1 pseudogene is annotated in these 252 nt (G+C 50.0%); it reads right to left on the reverse strand.

Annotated elements, in window-relative coordinates:
• Positions 1–162: 162 nt before the first annotated feature.
• Positions 163–252: pseudogene (locus tag AB3X89_RS40730) on the reverse strand (IS6 family transposase); the annotation flags it as partial.

Here is a 252-nt window from a genome sequence, read left to right on the forward strand (position 1 = left end):
TTCCAGAACCATTCGCACAGCCCGCTCACGAACTTCAGGCGAGTACCTTGGGCACTTCTTCTTCGTGTTTTCCATAGCTCCATTTTCTCAAGAAGTGGAGCCTCCGGAAATCCCGGGGCGGTTCAGTGTCGGGACGAGAAATGTCGATATGATAAGTATTGCTTATGACACAAGGGAGTAAAACTGCTGGGAAGCAGACGACGGGTCTTTGCCCGCACATTTCATCTGTCCTTTCCTGATCATGTGCATTAC

The organism is Paraburkholderia sp. BR14320, assembly GCF_040948665.1.
GTDB classification, from domain to species: domain Bacteria; phylum Pseudomonadota; class Gammaproteobacteria; order Burkholderiales; family Burkholderiaceae; genus Paraburkholderia; species Paraburkholderia youngii.